This is a genomic window from Bacillus sp. Bwzl_19, from assembly GCF_054900515.1.
The window spans coordinates 1,626,950-1,644,608 of sequence record NZ_CM142729.1 but is presented as its reverse complement, the minus strand read 5'-3'; the positions used below and the strand labels follow the sequence as shown (position 1 = coordinate 1,644,608).

19 protein-coding genes are annotated in these 17,659 nt (G+C 47.0%); all 19 read right to left on the bottom strand.

All coding sequences use genetic code 11. The features are described from left to right. Nucleotides 1–49: 49 nt before the first annotated feature. Nucleotides 50–397, bottom strand: coding sequence for a 50S ribosomal protein L19 (gene rplS / locus ACW5MY_RS08685; RefSeq protein WP_003154288.1), 348 nt, complete (start codon nt 395–397; stop codon nt 50–52). 140 nt (nt 398–537) lie between these two features. Further along, nucleotides 538–1,269 carry a tRNA (guanosine(37)-N1)-methyltransferase TrmD gene (gene trmD / locus ACW5MY_RS08680; RefSeq protein ID WP_013352239.1) on the bottom strand — a complete coding sequence of 244 codons (732 nt, stop codon included), beginning with the start codon at nt 1,267–1,269 and terminating at the stop codon, nt 538–540. Beyond that, nucleotides 1,266–1,790: a ribosome maturation factor RimM gene (gene rimM, locus ACW5MY_RS08675; protein WP_462061845.1), complete on the bottom strand. Its 525-nt coding sequence runs from the start codon at nt 1,788–1,790 to the stop codon at nt 1,266–1,268. The genes trmD and rimM overlap by 4 nt, the downstream gene beginning before the upstream one ends. Nucleotides 1,791–1,794: 4 nt before the next feature. Continuing rightward, nucleotides 1,795–2,181, bottom strand: coding sequence for a YlqD family protein (locus tag ACW5MY_RS08670; RefSeq protein ID WP_013352237.1), 387 nt, complete (start codon nt 2,179–2,181; stop codon nt 1,795–1,797). Between the two features lie 88 nt (nt 2,182–2,269). Continuing rightward, entirely contained in the window at nt 2,270–2,515 is a 246-nt protein-coding gene (locus tag ACW5MY_RS08665; protein ID WP_007611392.1) for a KH domain-containing protein, read from the bottom strand. Then, the gene (gene rpsP, locus ACW5MY_RS08660; protein ID WP_003154296.1) at nt 2,515–2,787 is read right to left on the bottom strand and encodes a 30S ribosomal protein S16; all 273 of its coding nucleotides are present in this window, start codon (nt 2,785–2,787) and stop codon (nt 2,515–2,517) included. Before rpsP ends, ACW5MY_RS08665 begins: the two co-directional genes overlap by 1 nt. 105 nt (nt 2,788–2,892) lie before the next feature. Beyond that, a complete protein-coding gene (ffh, locus tag ACW5MY_RS08655) occupies nt 2,893–4,233 on the bottom strand; it encodes a signal recognition particle protein (RefSeq protein WP_013352236.1) in 1,341 nt (446 codons plus the stop codon). 13 nt (nt 4,234–4,246) lie between these two features. Further along, nucleotides 4,247–4,579, bottom strand: a complete 333-nt coding sequence (locus ACW5MY_RS08650) for a putative DNA-binding protein (protein ID WP_003154299.1) — start codon at nt 4,577–4,579, stop codon at nt 4,247–4,249. A 188-nt stretch (nt 4,580–4,767) separates the two neighbouring features. Beyond that, complete coding sequence (ftsY, locus tag ACW5MY_RS08645; RefSeq protein ID WP_013352235.1) at nt 4,768–5,757, bottom strand: signal recognition particle-docking protein FtsY; 990 nt, start codon at nt 5,755–5,757, stop codon at nt 4,768–4,770. 19 nt (nt 5,758–5,776) lie between these two features. After that, the gene (gene smc / locus ACW5MY_RS08640; RefSeq protein WP_014470405.1) at nt 5,777–9,337 is read right to left on the bottom strand and encodes a chromosome segregation protein SMC; all 3,561 of its coding nucleotides are present in this window, start codon (nt 9,335–9,337) and stop codon (nt 5,777–5,779) included. A 101-nt stretch (nt 9,338–9,438) separates the two neighbouring features. Further along, nucleotides 9,439–10,188, bottom strand: coding sequence for a ribonuclease III (gene rncS, locus ACW5MY_RS08635; protein WP_013352233.1), 750 nt, complete (start codon nt 10,186–10,188; stop codon nt 9,439–9,441). Nucleotides 10,189–10,326: 138 nt separating this feature from the next. Then, entirely contained in the window at nt 10,327–10,560 is a 234-nt protein-coding gene (gene acpP, locus ACW5MY_RS08630; protein ID WP_003154310.1) for an acyl carrier protein, read from the bottom strand. 84 nt (nt 10,561–10,644) lie between these two features. Beyond that, nucleotides 10,645–11,385 carry a 3-oxoacyl-[acyl-carrier-protein] reductase gene (gene fabG, locus ACW5MY_RS08625; protein WP_013352232.1) on the bottom strand — a complete coding sequence of 247 codons (741 nt, stop codon included), beginning with the start codon at nt 11,383–11,385 and terminating at the stop codon, nt 10,645–10,647. Next, nucleotides 11,378–12,331, bottom strand: coding sequence for an ACP S-malonyltransferase (fabD, locus tag ACW5MY_RS08620; RefSeq protein WP_013352231.1), 954 nt, complete (start codon nt 12,329–12,331; stop codon nt 11,378–11,380). Before fabD ends, fabG begins: the two co-directional genes overlap by 8 nt. 18 nt (nt 12,332–12,349) lie before the next feature. Next, nucleotides 12,350–13,348, bottom strand: coding sequence for a phosphate acyltransferase PlsX (plsX, locus tag ACW5MY_RS08615; RefSeq protein WP_013352230.1), 999 nt, complete (start codon nt 13,346–13,348; stop codon nt 12,350–12,352). 13 nt (nt 13,349–13,361) lie between these two features. Beyond that, nucleotides 13,362–13,928, bottom strand: a complete 567-nt coding sequence (fapR, locus tag ACW5MY_RS08610) for a transcription factor FapR (protein WP_013352229.1) — start codon at nt 13,926–13,928, stop codon at nt 13,362–13,364. A 106-nt stretch (nt 13,929–14,034) separates the two neighbouring features. Continuing rightward, complete coding sequence (gene recG / locus ACW5MY_RS08605) at nt 14,035–16,083, bottom strand: ATP-dependent DNA helicase RecG (RefSeq protein ID WP_013352228.1); 2,049 nt, start codon at nt 16,081–16,083, stop codon at nt 14,035–14,037. Then, complete coding sequence (gene sdaAA, locus ACW5MY_RS08600; protein WP_013352227.1) at nt 16,061–16,963, bottom strand: L-serine ammonia-lyase, iron-sulfur-dependent, subunit alpha; 903 nt, start codon at nt 16,961–16,963, stop codon at nt 16,061–16,063. Before sdaAA ends, recG begins: the two co-directional genes overlap by 23 nt. A gap of 20 nt (nt 16,964–16,983) precedes the next feature. Further along, nucleotides 16,984–17,646, bottom strand: coding sequence for an L-serine ammonia-lyase, iron-sulfur-dependent subunit beta (gene sdaAB, locus ACW5MY_RS08595; RefSeq protein WP_013352226.1), 663 nt, complete (start codon nt 17,644–17,646; stop codon nt 16,984–16,986). Nucleotides 17,647–17,659: the final 13 nt, after the last annotated feature.

The following is a 17,659-nucleotide window of genomic DNA, read 5'->3' as shown; positions in this document are numbered from 1 at the left end:
ATAAAAAAAGAGCCTGTTACGGGTAACAAGCTCTTTTCGTTCGTTATCATTATCGTCTGATTTCTTTAATACGAGCCGCTTTTCCGCGAAGTTCACGCAGGTAGTAAAGCTTAGCGCGACGTACTTTACCGTAACGTACAACTTCGATTTTCGCGATTTTTGGTGTGTGTACAGGGAATGTACGTTCAACGCCAACACCGTAAGAAATCTTACGAACTGTGAACGTTTCGCTGATTCCACCACCACGACGCTTGATCACAACACCTTCAAAGATCTGGATACGCTCACGGTTACCCTCAACAACTTTTACGTGTACACGTAAAGTGTCACCAGGACGGAACGCAGGAAGATCAGTGCGAAGCTGTTCTTTTGTGATATCTTGAATTAGTTTTTGCATCGTTTTCAACTCCTTCCAACAGATGCTCTTAGCCACAACTGCAAGGCACAGCGGAACATCGTTTTCAAGCTTTTGAAGGATAAGCCCTCTTAAGCCACAAGTAGTATCTTATCATATCTTCACTGCCCGCGCAATAGAATCTATTCGTTTTCCCACTCGGAAATCCATTTTCTTTGCTCATCAGTAAGAGGATAGTTTTCAAGAAGATCCGGACGTCTTAAAAAGGTTCTTCTGATTGATTCTTTATTGCGCCATTCGTTTATTTTGGCATGGTTTCCGGACAGAAGGGTCTCAGGCACTTTTAAGCCTTTATAATCTGCCGGCCTTGTATAATGCGGATGCTCTAAAAGCCCCGTGCTGAAGGAATCCTCCATGTGAGATGCTTCTTTTCCCAGGACGCCCGGCAAAAGCCTGACAACGCTGTCGGCAATCATCATCGCGGGGAGCTCTCCCCCGGTCAGCACAAAATCCCCGATGGAGATTTCATCAGTGACAAGGTGTTCCCGGATCCGTTCATCATACCCTTCGTAATGTCCGCAGATAAACATCAAATGTTCCTCTTCCGCCAGCTCCTCGGCTTTCTTCTGAGTAAAACGTTCACCCTGCGGGCAGACGAGAATAATGCGCGGTTTGGCGTCCGTATCGGCTGTCAGCTTTTCAACGGCATCAAATACGGGCTGCGGCTTTAACACCATCCCGGCTCCCCCGCCGTACGGGTAATCATCAACCGTTTGGTGTTTATTATCCGAAAAAGCGCGGAAATTGATGACGTCAAAACGAACCGCCTCTTTTTCCTGTGCTTTTTGCAGGATGGATGAGCCGAGCACCCCTTGAAACATTTCGGGAAACAGTGTTAAAAAGTCGATTTTCATTCGTCTATTAACCCTTCCATTACATGAATCATAATTTTCTTCTCATTTATATTAATATCCTTTACCACAGAAGCAATATACGGAATGAGCGCATCTTTTTTTCCTTTTCTCGCAACTACCCATACGTCATTAGCTCCGGGCGTCAAGATTTCCTTTACTGTGCCGATCAGTTCCCCGTCCTCTGATACAACTTCGCAGCCGATGATTTCATGAAAATAAAATTCGTCTTCTTCAAGCTCTCCCAAGTCTTCTTCAGGGACTTTGATGATCATGTTTCTTAGGTGCTCGACTTCATTGAGGCTCGGCATTTCTTTGAATTGCAGCAGATGAAACTGTTTGTGAAGCCTGTGGGTGTTGACCGTTACTTTAACAGGCTCCGCGGCTCCTTCCGCAAACAAATAGAGCGTACTGCCGGGCTTGTACCGTTCTTCGGCAAAGTCCGTTTTAGAAATAACCCGCACTTCGCCTTTAATGCCGTGGGTATTTACAATTTTGCCTACATTAAACCATCTGTTTGTCATATTATCACCTCGGGCGAATTTCAATCACTACCCCGTCTTTTATGACGATGGTATTTGCCGCTGTTTTTTCATGCCAGTTATCACCGACGTCAATTGAAAGCAGCGCATCGATCTCCTTTTCCTTCACTTCGCTTCCGAGCGGGAGCGAGTGTGTCTGGCTTATTTGGAAATCGATCATTTTGATTTTGTCTTGTCTCTTTTCAATGGCTTTTTTAAAAGATTCCGCCACATCGGGATTCTGCTGATCTTTTTCATGTTTTCTAAGCTGAAAATAGAGCTGGCTGCATTCTCGTTCAAGCGTTTGCTTTTTTTCTGCAAAAGAGGCCAAAAGCTTTTCTTTACTTTGCTCGGTCAGAACCTGCATAACGGTTACCCTGTGAATAATCTGCATAGCACCAGACTCCCCACTCTTCCAACATATTTCTGTTCATTTGCTTTTTTTACGTGTAAAAAAAGGGGAGGTGCCGGCCCTCTCCCTTTCAGTCAAATATTTCAAATTGAACTTTCTTAGAAGACTGTGCGCCAGCTGCAAAAACGACGGTTCGAATCGCTCTTGCAGTCCGGCCTTGCTTTCCGATAATTTTACCGGTATCTGACTTATTGACAGATAAGCGCAGCGCAATCTTTTGATCGGTCTCTTCTTTTGTGACCGTTATGTCTTCCGGATGGTCGACAAGCGGAGCCACAATGCTGACAATCAAATCTTCCAAGTTCTGATCAGTCATTACTTGCCTTGTTTAGCGTTGTGGAATTTTTCCATAATTCCTTGGCTTGAGAACAAGTTGCGGACTGTATCAGAAGGTTTAGCTCCTGTTTGCAGCCATTTAAGAGCAAGCTCTTCGTTGATTTTCACTTCAGCCGGCTTTGCAACCGGGTTGTATGTGCCGACTGTTTCGATGAAACGGCCGTCACGCGGTGAACGAGAATCTGCTACAACAATACGATAGAAAGGAGATTTTTTTGCTCCCATACGTTTTAAACGAATTTTTACTGCCATTTTACTAGCACCTCCGAAAATATTTCAACAAGATAGTATATTAACAATGATAAAAGTGTTTGTAAAGTGTTTTTTCTTAACAACGGTTTTATCATGTATAACCGATTACATAAAAGGTAATTTAAAGCCTTTTTTCTTCCCTTTTGACATGTTTGTCATCTGCTTCATCATTTTTTTCATTTCCTCGAACTGCTTTAAAAGACGGTTGACTTCCTGAACGGATGTTCCGCTTCCTTTAGCGATCCGCTTCCGCCGGCTGGCGTTGATGATATCCGGCTGTTCTTTTTCAAGAACAGTCATTGATTTGATGATCGCTTCCACATGATTCAGCTGTTTTTCATCCACTTGGATGTTTTTTAAGCCTTTCATTTTGCCTGCGCCGGGCATCATTTGCAGCAGTTCGTCAAGAGGCCCCATGTTTCGGACCTGACCGAGCTGCTCCAGAAAATCATCCAATGTGAAGCTCATCGTTCTCATTTTCTGCTCAAGCTCTTTGGCTTTGTCTTCATCAACAGTCGCCTGAGCTTTTTCAATCAAGGTTAACACGTCACCCATTCCGAGAATCCGGGATGCCATCCGCTCAGGATGGAACGCTTCTAAAGCGTCGAGTTTTTCTCCCATTCCGGCGAATTTAATCGGCGTTTCAGTGACTGCGCGGATAGAAAGCGCCGCACCTCCGCGGGTATCCCCGTCAAGCTTTGTTAAAACAACACCCGTTAAACCGAGCTGGTCATTAAAGCTTTTGGCGACGTTTACCGCATCCTGACCGGTCATCGAGTCGACGACAAGGAAAATTTCCTCAGGATTTGCGACTTCTTTTACGCCGGAGAGCTCATCCATCAGTTCGTGATCGATGTGCAGCCGTCCGGCGGTATCTAAAATCACGTAATCATGATGCTCTTCCTTCGCTTTTTCAATCGCCTGTCTGGCGATTTCCACCGGGCTGACCTGATCGCCAAGAGAAAAGACCGGCATATCAAGCTGTTTCCCCAGTGTTTCCAGCTGCTTAATCGCAGCGGGGCGGTAAATATCCGCAGCCACGAGCAGCGGTTTGCGGTTATGTTTTTTGCGCAGCAGGTTGGCAAGCTTCCCTGTGGTTGTCGTTTTACCGGCACCTTGGAGCCCGACCATCATAATAACGGTCGGCGGGCGTTTGGCGACGGCAATTTTGCTTTCTTCGCCGCCCATCAGCTCGGTAAGCTCTTCTTTTACGACTTTAATAACCTGCTGGCCGGGTGTCAGACTCTTCATGACGTCCTGTCCGACAGCCCGTTCACTTACTTTTTTCACAAAATCCTTTACGACTTTAAAGTTAACGTCAGCCTCAAGAAGCGCAAGACGAACTTCACGCATCATCTCTTTTACGTCTTGTTCGCTGACTTTTCCTTTTCCGCGGATTTTTGAAATCGTCTTTTGCAGTCGGTCGGCTAATCCTTCAAATGCCATTGTTTGCCGCCTCCTAATCTAATTTCTCAAGCGCTTCAATCAGAGCCGTCATTTTTTCTTCTTCCTGCAAGCCGGAAGCAAGCTCTTTCAGCTTTGTAAACATTTCTTTACGCTCCTGAAACTTTTTAAAAAGGAGCAGTTTTTCTTCATATTGTTCAAGCATCGCTTCTGTCCGTTTGATGTTATCATAAACGGCTTGCCTTGAAACGTCATACTCTTCGGCTATTTCACCAAGGGAGAAATCGTCCAGATAATAAAGCGACATATAGCTCTTTTGTTTTGACGTCAGCAACGACTGATAGAAGTCAAACAAATAGTTCATTCTCGTCGTTTTTTCGAGCGACATTTGAGCTCTCCCCTTTGTTAAGTCAAATCCCTTTACAAAAACATAGTTTACATGGTTTCAGAGCGTCTGTCAAGTTTTTATCTTGTCAATGAATGCAGGTATTCGCCCTGTCAGTTTGCTGGTGTTTTCCGCCGCTTTTATAAGCGAACAGCCGGAGCGCTTTTTTGCGCCCGGCTGAAACAGACTGTCTATTCTTCCGCTTTTTCAACTAAATCCGAAAAGAGACCGTATACGTAAGATTCTGCATCAAACCGCTGCAGATCGTCAACCTTTTCTCCGAGGCCGACCAGTTTCACGGGAATATGAAGCTCATTGCGGATCGCCAAAACAATTCCGCCTTTTGCGGTGCCGTCAAGCTTCGTTAACGCGATACCCGTCACATTCGTCGCTTTGGAGAATTCTTTCGCCTGCGCCATCGCGTTCTGGCCAGTCGTCGCGTCGAGCGCGAGCAGAACCTCATGCGGAGCCTCAGGCACTTCGCGTTCGATGACGCGTTTGACCTTTTCAAGCTCTTTCATTAAGTTTACTTTATTCTGAAGGCGGCCGGCCGTATCACAAATCAGCACATCCGCGCCTCTTGCTTTAGCCGCGTGTACGGCATCGTAAATAACCGCCGCAGGGTCGCTTCCGGCAGCCTGCTTAATGACAGGCACGCCTGTACGCTCTCCCCACACTTCAAGCTGTTCAATCGCTCCGGCTCTGAAGGTGTCTCCGGCAGCAAGCACAACGGATTTACCTTCATTCTTCAGCTTATGGGCAAGTTTTCCGATCGTTGTCGTTTTTCCGACGCCGTTTACGCCGACAAGCAGAATAACGTTTAAGCGCCCGTCCTGAATATTCAATTCAGAAATCTCTTCGTTGCCGCTGTTATAAATTTCGACGAGTTTTTCAGAAATGACGGACTGCACTTCCTGAGGGTCCTGGATGTTTTTCAGCTTCACTTCTTTTTTGAGCTCGTCAATCAGCTCCATGACCGTTGTAAAACCGACGTCAGCGCCAATCAGGACTTCCTCAAGCTCTTCGAAGAAATCTTCGTCGACTTTTCGGTAGCGGGAGACGAGTTCGTTCACTCTATTTGAGAAGGAATTTCTTGTTTTTTCAAGGCCATCTTTAAATTTTTCAGAGACGGAGTCTGTCTGTTTCGTGATTTTCTCTTTTAATTTTTTAAAAAAGCTCATCTTTCAACCTCTTTCCTCGTTACTGAACGAATTCTTTTGTTTCTTCCAGTTTGACCGACACCATTCGGGAAACGCCGGATTCCTGCATTGTAACACCGTAAAGGACATCCGCTTCCTCCATGGTGCCTTTTCTGTGGGTGATGACGATAAACTGGCTGTCGCCGCTGTATTTTTTTAAGTATTGCGCAAACCTGAATACATTGGCTTCATCAAGCGCAGCTTCCACTTCATCAAGCACGCAGAACGGCACTGGCCTTACTTTCAAAATGGAGAATAAAAGGGCAATGGCCGTCAGCGCCCGTTCTCCCCCTGACAAAAGATTTAAGTTTTGCAGTTTTTTGCCCGGAGGCTGCGCGATAATGTCCACGCCGGAGTTGAGAAGGTCATTCGGTTCGGTCAGCTTCAATTCAGCTCGTCCTCCTCCGAACAGGGAACGGAACACGTCGTTGAATTGCGAACGGATCTGTATAAACGTTTCATGGAATCGCTTCGACATTTCAGAATCCATTTCTTCAATGACTTGAAACAGTGTATTTTTCGCTTCCGTCAGATCATTTTTCTGCTCTGTTAAAAACTGATACCGTTCGTTCACTCTTTCAAATTCATCGATGCTGCCGAGATTGACCGCGCCAAGCTCTTCAATTGAAAGTTTGATCAGTTTGACCCGTTTTCTCGCCTCTTCAGGCTCGATTTCGAGCTGATATTTTTCTTTTGCCCCTTCAAAAGATAAGCTGTACTCCTCGCGTAAATATTGCAGCAGATTATCAAGCTCAACTTCCATCCGGCCGAGTTTTACCTCTTCATCTTTCAGAATTTCTGTTTTTTGCTTGTACAGCCGCTTCATCTCTTTCAGCTCAAGCTCATTCGTATCAAGAGCCCGCTGGAGCTTTACGCGCTGGTCGCGCCGGCTGGCAATCAATTCGATCGTTCTCGTTTTATCGTGAAGCTTGTGTTGAGCCGCTTCTTCAAGCTGCTCCTCGCCGCTTGTGCTGGACGTCATCTCTGAGGTCAGCAGGCTTAAATCTTCCCGTGTTTCTTTCAGAGCGAGCTGCGTTTCTTCAAGCTCTTTTCTCAGCCTCTTGAGATTGTCTTCTTCACTCGAGCACGCCTGTTCTTTTTTCGCTGCGGCAATTTTACATTCTGTCAGTTCATGAGAGAGCGTTTCTTTTGTTGAGGATAGGGTCTGCTTTTGTTTTGTCAGCCTGTCCATCTCTTCCTCAAGTTCTTTCAGCTGGCCTGATGCCTCACTCAGCTGTTCTTCCAGCGCTGATTTACGCGTCTCTTTGTCCCGGCTGCTTTCCGTTAGTGATGCTTTCTCCTGATCGTAAAGCTCCAGGTGGGTATTGATGTTCTTTTCAGCGACTTCGAGTTCATACAGCCTGCCTTTTACATCCTGCTGCTTTGTTCTGAAAGCTTCACCGTCTTCCCGGAGACTGCTCAGCGTATGTTCAAGCTCTTGAATAGCCTGTTTCAGTGTTTTGACCTCTTTTTCAAGCAGAGCTGTTTTTTCTTCCATTTCAGCAAGCCGCGCAGTTACCGTCTCAAGCTCCCGGCTTCTGCCGAGCAGAGAATTGTTTTTCTTTTTGACTGCGCCGCCCGTCATTGATCCGCCCGGATTAACGACATCGCCCTCAAGCGTCACGATGCGGTAGCGGTGACCGAGAAGCTTGGCCAGTTCATTCGCGCCTTTTAAATCTTCAGTGATCAGCACGGTGCCGAGAAGGTTTTGAATGACATTTCGATATGCCGCATCATACGTGACAAGCCCGCTCGCTGTGCCGAGAAAAGAAGGATGCTTCGAAGCCGTCTGTTCATCACGGGTTTGGAGCTGGCGCGGCTTCATGACCGTAAGCGGCAGGAACGTCGCGCGGCCGAAGGAATTCTGTTTTAAATATTGAATCGCTTTCCGCGCCGCCTGCTCATCGTCTGTGACAACGTGCTGCGCCGCTGCGCCGAGTGCAATTTCGATCGCCGTTTCATATTTTTGTTCGGTGGAAATCAGTTCGAGAACGGCGCCGCGGATGCCGCCAAGCTGCTCTTTCTGTTTCAGCACTTCTTTTACACCTTGGTAAAACCCTGAAAAATCGCCCTGCATCGTTTCAAGCATATCTTTTTTGGATCTGGCCTGCTGTACAAATTGATACGCTTGATACAGCGCTGATTCTTTCTTTTCATACTGGCGTTTTTTCTGTTCATATGCGGTCTGGACTTCGCGGTAGCGGCCGACCTGATTGTGAATGTCCGCTTCAACGGCGGCCAATTCTTCTTCGCACGCCGCTTTGCGGACGGAAATATCATTTCGTTCCTGAAGATATTTTTCATTGTTTGCGGTCAGTCTCGCCTGCTGAACGGCAGATTGGGACATCTGGTCATCTAAAAGCTGCAGCTCGTTGCGGATCGACGCCTGGCTGTTTAACAATTCAAAGTAATCGCTTTTTAATTGTTCGATTTTCTCTTCTACGTTTTCATTATGCAGACTGAGAGCCTGCTGCTTTTCTTTCACCTGAGCATCTAACCGTTTCACTTCCGCACGCAGCTTATCAAAGACGGCAGACTGTTTTTCGATGTCCGCTTTCAGTTCGGCTTCTTTGTTCGTGTAATGTGTAACGGATTCCTCAAGCTGTTCCCGGTTTTGCGCGGCGTTTTTTTTGCGCTCTTTGAGCACTTCTTTCCGGCCTTCCAGCTTTTCAAGCTCTTCACTGGTCACGAGCAGAACCTGCTGCAGCTCGTTGACGGATTCATCAAGCGCGTGAATTTTATCTCTCGTCTCTTCTATCATCGCTTCTTTAGCAGATATCGCCGATGATTCCGCCAATTCTTCTTCTTTTGCCGCCTGCACCTTTTCTTTTAAACCCGACCATCTGCCATGCAGTTCTTCGATATCAAAAGCGGTAAGGGCGATTTCGACATGCTCAAGCTCTTTCTTTTTTTCTAAGTAGTCTTTGGCGATTGATGCCTGGATTTTAAGCGGTTCGACCTGATCTTCAAGCTCGTGGAGAATATCTTCCACCCTGTTTAAGTTATCCTGCGTCTCAAACAGCTTGTTTTCCGCTTTTTTCTTTCTTGTTTTATATTTCAGCACGCCGGCCGCTTCTTCAAAAATACTGCGGCGGTCTTCCGCTTTGCTGCTGAGAATCTCTTCGACTTTCCCCTGGCTGATAATGGAAAACGCTTCTTTTCCGAGCCCGGAGTCCATGAATAAGTCAATGATGTCTTTCAGGCGGCACTGCTGATTGTTGATGAGAAATTCACTTTCTCCGGAACGGTATACCCGTCTCGTCACGCTGACTTCGTGATAATCGATCGGGAGAAAATGATCTTCATTATCAAGTGTTAAAGTGACTTCGGCAAGATTCAGCCGCTTGCGTGAGTCACTTCCTGCAAAAATGATATCTTCCATTTTTCCGCCCCGAAGCGAGCGGGCTGATTGTTCGCCGAGCACCCAGCGGATGGCTTCGGTGATGTTGCTTTTTCCGCTGCCGTTTGGCCCGACAACGGCCGTGACGCCTTTTACAAAGTCAACGGATATCCGTTCTGCAAATGATTTAAATCCTATAACGTCTAAACGTTTGAGGAACATCCCAGATCCTCCTTATCGTATAAGTATCTCAATATTATCATAATCAACCGCTTATATCAGGCGCATACATATTGAAATCCCCCTAGGGGTACAGGGGGATTTTATTGTTTCGTATGGTGTTTTTGCAATTTTGCAAGAGCTTCCTGTGCCGCATGCTGCTCGGCTTCTTTTTTGGAACGTCCGTTCCCGATACCGAGCGCCTCACCTTTAAGAGAGACAAGCGCCTCGAATTCCCGGTTGTGGGCGGGCCCTTTTTCATTGAGAATTTTGTACTCAAGCGATCCTTTCCCGTCCCGCTGTACAAATTCTTGAAGCTGGCTTTTGAAATCCATCACATGAGAAAAAGCACCATCGTTTATTTTAGGGAACACGTACACTTTCAGGAATTGCTGAACCGGCTCAAGGCCCTGATCCAGATACAGTGCGCCGATAAACGCTTCAAACACATCCGCTAAAAGCGCAGGACGCTTTCTGCCGCCCGTCATTTCTTCTCCTTTACCCAAGAGAACAAGATCGCCGAATGACAATTCGTGGGCAAGGGAGACGAGTGACGGCTCGCATACGATAGCGGCTCTCAGCTTCGTCAAATCTCCTTCACTCATGGCCGGATATTTGGCAAATAAGAATTGGGAGATCGTCAGTTCCAAAACAGCGTCACCTAAAAATTCAAGCCTTTCATTGTCTTCATACGGCTTTTTCCGATGCTCATTCACATAAGATGAATGTGTAAATGCTTGATACAAAAGTTTCTCGTTTTGAAAATGAACCGAAATCCGTTCTTGGAACTCTTTAAACTGCTCTATTTTTTTATAGAACTTTTTTTTATCTTTAAAATGTGAGTGTTTTGACATAGTAACCTCCATAGGCACATCAGGTTCACCGCGCTCCCCGCCGTAAACGGAATCGGCAGCGCGTACAGCGTCAGACGCCGGTAACCGCACGATTAAAGGGCTAAAGCCCCGCTGTCAGGCGGGACTTTTAGCATCAGCTTATTGCTGGTTTTGTATGTAGTTCACAGCGTCGCCGACTGTTGCAATCTTTTCAGCATCTTCGTCAGAAATCTCCATATCAAACTCGTCTTCAAGTTCCATAACAAGCTCAACTACATCTAGGGAATCAGCACCTAAGTCTTCCTTGAAAGAAGCTTCAAGTTTGACGTCAGCTTCATCAACGCCAAGGCGGTCTACGATGATTTTCGTTACACGCTCTAATGTATCTGCCATAGCAATTCACCTCCCCTCAAGTATTATAGTGGATTCGTTTTTAAAAAACTAGAGAAACTAGGATGAAATTTTAAAAACAAATCTTTACATCACCATTCCGCCGTCAATATGAAGGGTTTGGCCCGTCATATAACGCGATCCTTCAGAAGCAAGGAACGTGACAACGCTGCTGATATCGGAAGGTTCCCCGAAACGCGCGAGCGGAATCTGCTTCAGCATTTCATCTTGGACTTCTTTAGAAAGCTTGTCCGTCATATCCGTGGAAATAAAGCCCGGAGCAATCGCATTGACCGTAATATTGCGGCTTGCAAGCTCTTTGGCTGATGATTTTGTCAAGCCGATCACACCGGCTTTGGCCGCCACATAGTTCGCCTGACCGGGGTTTCCGCTGACGCCGACGATTGATGATACGTTGATAATCCGGCCGGAGCGCTGTTTCATCATCTGTCTTGTCACGGCTTTCGTGCAGTTGAAAACACCTTTCAGGTTAATGTTGATGACGTCATCCCATTCATTTTCTTTCATTCTCATGAGAAGATTGTCTTTTGTAATCCCCGCATTGTTGACGAGAATGTCGATTGAAGAAAATTCAGCGACAGCCTCTTTCATCATGTTTTGTACTTCTTCGGAATTTGATACATCAGCTTTTACCGCGATCGCGTTTCGGCCCATAGATTTGATCTCATCTACGACTTCGTTCGCTTTCGCTTCATTTCCGGAATAGTTGACTACTACGTTGCAGCCGTTTTTCGCAAGATCAAGCGCGATCGCCCGCCCGATTCCGCGGGACGCTCCTGTTACCACTGCTGTTTTTTCATTAAGCATCCTGATTCTCCTCCTTCAGCGTTTGAATCGCCAGTTCAATGGTTTCTTGGTCAGAAACCGCGATTGTTTTAAGGCGGCGGTTCACTTTTTTCACAAGGCCTGAAAGCACTTTGCCGGGCCCAATTTCAACAAACGTCGTGACGCCTTCGTCAATCAGTTTGTTAATCGTTTCTTCAAAGCGTACAGGTGAATACAGCTGTTCGATCAGTTTCTTTTTGATATCGTCTTTGTCTGTCATGACGTCAGCCGAAACGTTTGAAATAACGGGAACAGCCGCATTCTTTACATCACAGGCACTGAGCACGTCTTCAAGTTTTTGCGCCGCGGGCTTCATTAATTCAGAATGGAACGGTCCGCTTACTTCTAATGGGATCGCCCGTTTTGCGCCGTTGTTCTTCGCTTCTTCTGAAGCCAGCTCCACGCCTTTTGCCGTTCCGGAAATCACGATCTGGCCGGGACAGTTCAGGTTTGCAAGCTGTACGAGATGGCCGTTTTCTGTCACTTGATCCGTCACCTTTTTCAAGGACTCCGCATCCATCCCCAGAATAGCGGCCATTGCGCCTTCTCCCGCAGGCACGGCTTCATTCATGAATTCTCCCCGTTTTCTTACCGTGTAAACGGCATCTTTAAATGTCATCGCTCCCGCCGCAACAAGCGCCGAATATTCTCCGAGACTGTGTCCGGCTGTGAAATCCGGTGTGATGCCGGATTCTTTAAACTTTTCCAATACGGCAATGCTTGTTGTCAACAGCGCAGGCTGCGCATTGTATGTAAGGGTTAATTCCTCAGCGTCACCTTCAAAAATGAGCGAGCTCAGCTTTGTTTCAAGCGTTTCATCCGCTTCATCAAAAATACGTTTTGACGCTTCTTCACGTTCGTACAGGTCTTTTCCCATACCGATATATTGTGATCCCTGTCCGGGAAATAAAAATGCAATCTTACTCATGATGCGGTAACCTCCAGACTACTCATCTGTTTTTTCTTCTTTTACTTCTTCTTCTATAAATGCGGCCACGTTTTGGCTCACCATTTCTCTCGCCTGGCGCACCGCGTGGTAAACAGCGCGTGCGTCAGAAGAGCCGTGCGCTTTAATCACAGGCGCTTTCAGTCCGAAAAGACTCGCTCCGCCGTACTCAGAATAGTCCATTTTCAGTTTCATTTCCATCAGCTTCGGCTTTAGCACTCCCGCTGCCAGCTTAGAAACAAAGCTTGACGTCAGTGTATCTTTCAGCATTTTGAAAATCGATAACGCTGAACCTTCCAATGTTTTCAGAGTGACGTTGCCCGTAAAGCCGTCTGTGACTATGACGTCAGCAGCGCCTTCCAGCAAGTCTCTCGCCTCAACGTTTCCGACAAAATTCACGTTTGTTTCTTTTAATAATTCAAACGTCTTTTTTGTCAGGTCGTTTCCTTTCTTTTCTTCTGTGCCGACATTTAACAAGCCGACGCGGGGCGAGCTGATTCCGAGAACCTGCCGTGCATATACAGATCCCATAATTCCGTACTGGACAAGGTGTTCCGGTTTGGCATCGACATTGGCTCCCACGTCCAAAAGAAGGAAACCGTCCCCTGATACGGTCGGAAGCGTCGGCGCAAGAGCCGGCCGGTCGATTCCTTTAATTCTGCCGACGATAAACAGTCCCGCTGTCATGAGAGCGCCCGTATTCCCCGCTGAGATGCAGGCGTCCGCTCTGTTTTCAGCCACTTCCTGCGCCATCAGCACCATAGAAGAGTTTTTCTTTCTGCGTACGGCGCGGACCGGTTCATCCGTCGGTTCAATCACTTCATCGGCGTGCAATACGGTGATGCGGTCTGATGTTGTTGGCAAGTGTGATTCTATCGTTGTCTTGTCACCGACCAGCGTAATATGAATATCGTCAAAAGCCTCAATACTCTTCATTACTCCGTCAATAACAGCTTTGGGTGCGTTGTCTCCTCCCATTGCATCTACAGCTATTCTCATGCATGCTCCACCTTTATGATTGTTTTGAACGGTACATGTCAAAGATGCCGGAGAACACGACTTCTTCTCCCACATAGCTGTTGACTTCAACTACCGTTCTGCCTTTTTCTTTTTCGACTGCCGTCACTTTGGCTTTCGCAACGACGCGCTCGCCTTCTTTCACCTGTCTTGTAAAGCGGATATTTGCGCTTGCGGTCAGCGCCAGCTCATCATCAATGACGGCTACGGCGAGTGAGTTCGCCTGCGCAAACAAATGATGCCCCCGCGCAATTTGATTGCGGCTGAAAACATGTTCGCGTCTTACTTCTAATATAGAAATGGCCTGGCCGTCAAGCTCCAGATCAATGATTTCACCGATCACTTCATCTAACGACAGTGATTTCACTTCATCATCAAGCGTTTGTTCTGCCACGTTTTTAATTCTTTCTCTCAGCTCCGGTATTGAGAGCTCCAAGCGGTCTAAGCGGATCGTCTGAATGCTGACGCCGAAATTCCCCGCTAATTCTTCATCTGTGATGAAGGGTGTCGATTTGATCGTCTGCTGCAATAATTTTTGGCGTTCTTTCTTGCTTCTTCTCATCTGTAAACACCATCCGGACAATTAAGACTAGGTACTAATAGTAGTATATAATTTCATAGATTGGAATGCAATGATTGTTTTTTGAAAGCCGCCCAATTTTGCAGAATCAGCTTAATTTCTCCCCTTCTAAGACACCGCTTGAGAGCAGTTGAGCGCGGAGCATGCGGTACTCGTCATCTTTCCAAAAAGCCTCTGATGACACCAGATTGGCCGCATCCTGGCGGGCCGTTTCCAAAGCTCTGTAGTCATGAACCATATCCGCCACCTTGAACTCGGGCATACCGCTCTGTTTTTTCCCGAAGAAATCGCCGGGACCGCGCAGCTCAAGGTCCTTTTCAGACAGTTCAAAGCCGTCGTTTGTCTCCGACATGATTCTCATCCGTTCTTTCCCGGTTTCGGATTTCGGATCGGCCATCAAGATGCAGAAAGACTGATGGTCTCCCCGTCCGACCCGGCCGCGGAGCTGATGGAGCTGAGACAGCCCGAAACGGTCGGCGTCATAGATGACCATAATCGTCGCATTCGGCACGTTCACCCCGACTTCTACGACAGTTGTTGACACAAGAACCTGACATTGATTGGCGCTGAATTCTCTCATCACCTGATCTTTTTCATCAGAATGGAGCTTCCCGTGCATCAGACCGACATTCCATTTGCCGCGGTAAACCTCAGACAGCATGTTATATACGTCAATCGCATTCTGAACATCCAGCTTATCCGACTCTTCAATGAGCGGGCAGATAATATAGGCCTGCCTTCCCTGCTTCAGCTCTTTTTCAATAAAAGCCAAAATCCGCTCCAGCATGTCGTGTTTCACCCAATACGTTTCGATTTGTTTTCGTCCCGCGGGCATTTCATCTATAACGGAAACATCCATTTCTCCGAAGACGGTAATGGCTAATGTTCTCGGTATCGGGGTGGCTGTCATAAACAGCACATCCGGGTCCTGGCCTTTATTCCTGAGTTTTTTGCGCTGGTCGACCCCGAACCGATGCTGCTCGTCCGTAATGACAAGGCTCAGCGCTTTAAATTCCACTTCATCCTGGATTAAAGCATGGGTCCCTACTAAAATATCAATTTCTCCGAGAGCAAGCCGCTCCAAAAGCTCTCTGCGCCGCTTTCCTTTAACAGAACTCGTCAAAAGCGCGATGTTCACATCTTCATTTGCAAATAACGATACGAGAGAGTCGGCATGCTGTTCGGCCAGAATTTCAGTCGGCACCATTAAAGCCCCCTGATACCCCGACAGGATCGCAGCGTACAAAGCGATGGCGGCGACGGCCGTTTTCCCTGACCCGACATCGCCTTGCAGCAGACGGTTCATACGGTAAGGAGATGTCAAATCAGCGGTAATTTCACGGAGCACGCGCATCTGTGCGTTCGTGAGCGAAAACGGAAGGCTGGCTGTAAAAGCGGCGAGCTTTTCAGCCGGAAACACATGGCTGATGCCTTTTGACTGTTCTCTTTCCGCTTTACGGAACGCCTGCATTTTCAGCTGAAATAATAAGAATTCTTCGTAAACAAACCTGCGTCTTGCCTGCTGTAACGATTCCCTCGTTTCCGGCTGGTGCATCGTCTGCAGGGCTTGTTTGTAATCAGGCAGCTTGTAACTGATTCTCAATTTTTCAGGAAGCGGATCGGCAATATTGTCCAAATGGTGCTTCAAAGCTTCCTTAATAAACCGCCTCATCATTTTAACGGTGACGTTTTCTTTAACGGAATAAACAGGCTCAATGCTTTTATCTTCTTGATGAGGCCCGTTTTTTAATTCCTGCACAGAAATGGTCTGCCTGTGTTTATCCCATTTCCCGGATATCGTGACGACAGAACCGAGCGTCAGTTTCTTTTTTAAGTACGGACGGTTAAAGCAGACCGCGGTAATTAAATAATTGCCGACAAGCACCCTGAATGTCAGCCTGTTTCGTTTTTTGCCGTAATAGGTAAGAGAAGGTTCTGAATGAACCTTCCCTTCTACTGTAACTCTTTCTTCATGTTTAACTTCTTCCAAATCCCTCAGCTCATAGTCATCATAACGGTAAGGGAAATAATTCAGAAGATCAGAAATGTCATAGATACCCAATTCTTGCAATGTTTTTTCTGTTTCCGGCCCAATGCCCTTAATCTCCGCTATACTAGTTTGCTGATGGTGTTTCACTTGATTTCAGCGCTCCTCCGAAAATTTTCTTCTCTAATTCTCTTCCCGTCGGTGTCGCGGCTAAACCGCCTTGTCCCGTTTCACGCAATGCTGTCGGCATCGTCTGGCCGATTTTGTACATCGCGTCAATTACTTCATCGCAAGGAATTCGGCTTGTAATTCCGGCCAGCGCCATATCTGCCGCGATCATTGCGTTGGATGCTCCCATTGCGTTTCGTTTGACACACGGCACTTCTACCAAGCCGGCGACCGGATCACATACGAGACCGAGCATATTTTTAAGCGTAATCGCCATTGCTTCTGCTGATTGCTGAGGCGTTCCGCCCGCCATTTCCACAATCGCAGCGGCCGCCATACCTGATGCTGATCCGACTTCCGCCTGACAGCCTCCGGCAGCTCCTGAAATACTCGCATTATTTGCTACGACAAAACCGAACGCTCCGGCCGTAAACAGAAATCGGATCATTTGTTCCGTCGTGGGGTTCAGCTTATGCTTTACGGCGAATAACGTTCCCGGCACAACCCCGGCAGAACCGGCGGTCGGCGTGGCGCAGATCGTTCCCATCGCCGCATTGACTTCATTTGTCGCCACAGCTTTAGAAACGGCGTCTAAAATCAGATTGCCTGACAGGCTTTTACCCGATTGGATGTATGCCTGAAGTTTCACGGCGTCTCCGCCTGTTAAACCGGTCTGGCTCGTGACACCCTTCAGCCCTTTTTCAACCGCAGCTTCCATGACGGAGAGATTACGCTCCATTCCTTGAAAGATTTCTTCCCGTGTTTTTTGCGTCACTTCCATCTCTTGAGTGATCATTACTTCTGAAATCGGAATCTGTTTTTCTTGAGTGATTTCTATTAATTCTTTTACATTACGAAACATGTCATTTTCCTCCTGACTTTTTAGTCAGCTATCTTAGTAACCTGTATAATATTCGGAAGTGTTGAAAGTTCGTCCAGCACTTCTTCTTCAATATTCTGATCGACTTCAATCGTCATCAGCGCAAGCTGTCCGACATCCTTGCGCGCCACTTCCATATGTCCGACGTTGATGGAGAATTTCGCAAGCACATTGGCAACGCCTGCAATCGTGCCGAATTTATCATTATGAACGACTAAAATAGCCGGATGGTTTCCGGAAAGACGCAGCTCAAAACCGTTAAGCTCCGTAATTTCTATTTTTCCGCCGCCGATTGAAATACCGGTAAGGGCAAGCTCCCCTTCATCATCAGAAATGACGATACGCGCCGTATTCGGATGAACGGGCACAGCATCCTCTGTGCGGAACTCTATATATATGCCCTTGTCTTCAGCAATTTGAATCGCTGTTTTAATCCGCTCATCAAATGTATCAAAATCAAGCAGGCCGCCGATAATCGCGACATCAGTGCCGTGGCCCTTATACGTTTCTGCAAATGATCCGTAAAAAGACACAACAATCCGGCGGGGCTCCCGCCTGAATAAGCTTCTGGCCACTCTGCCGATACGGGCGGCGCCTGCGGTATGTGAACTGGACGGACCGATCATTACCGGGCCGATAATATCAAAAACGCTTCTATATTTCATGCTGGTTTGTTCC